The 474-nt window shown below is 65.6% G+C and carries 1 protein-coding gene; it reads left to right on the plus strand.

Features of this window, described 5'->3' with window-relative positions; genetic code table 11:
* Window positions 1-140: 140 nt before the first annotated feature.
* A partial coding sequence (locus EN852_RS35075; protein WP_135879616.1) for a VCBS domain-containing protein occupies window positions 141-474 on the plus strand: 334 nt, incomplete at its 3' end.

A 474-nucleotide genomic window follows, 5' to 3' on the forward strand; every position in this document is an offset into this window, starting at 1 on the left:
GCCAGGGCTAGGCCACCCCTTTCAGCGACACAATCACAATTGCCGTCACCGACGCCACCGGCGACAGCGATGCCACGCCGGCATCGATCGTCATCTCAATCGTCGACGACATCCCGGTTGCGGCCAACGATGCCAACAGCGTGACGGAAGGGCTTGGCCATTCGACGAACGGCAACGTGTTCGGCGCGGCCGGTGCGAGCGTCGGCGATCATGCCGACACCATCGGCGCGGACGGCGCAGCGGTCGGCGGTGCGGTGACGCGGGCCTATTTTGGCCTTGAAGCCAATGCCGCCGGCGCGACCTACACGACGATCTCGGGAGCAACGGTGATTGCCGGCACCTACGGCAATCTGACGCTGCACTCCGACGGAACCTACACCTACGCGCTGACGACGGCATCGTTCCCGGCGGGCGTGACCAGCGAGACCTTCACCTACGAGATCAAGGACGGCGACGGCGACACCGACCTTGCTC

This window comes from Mesorhizobium sp. M2E.F.Ca.ET.209.01.1.1, from assembly GCF_004010375.2.
Taxonomy (GTDB): Bacteria; Pseudomonadota; Alphaproteobacteria; order Rhizobiales; family Rhizobiaceae; genus Mesorhizobium.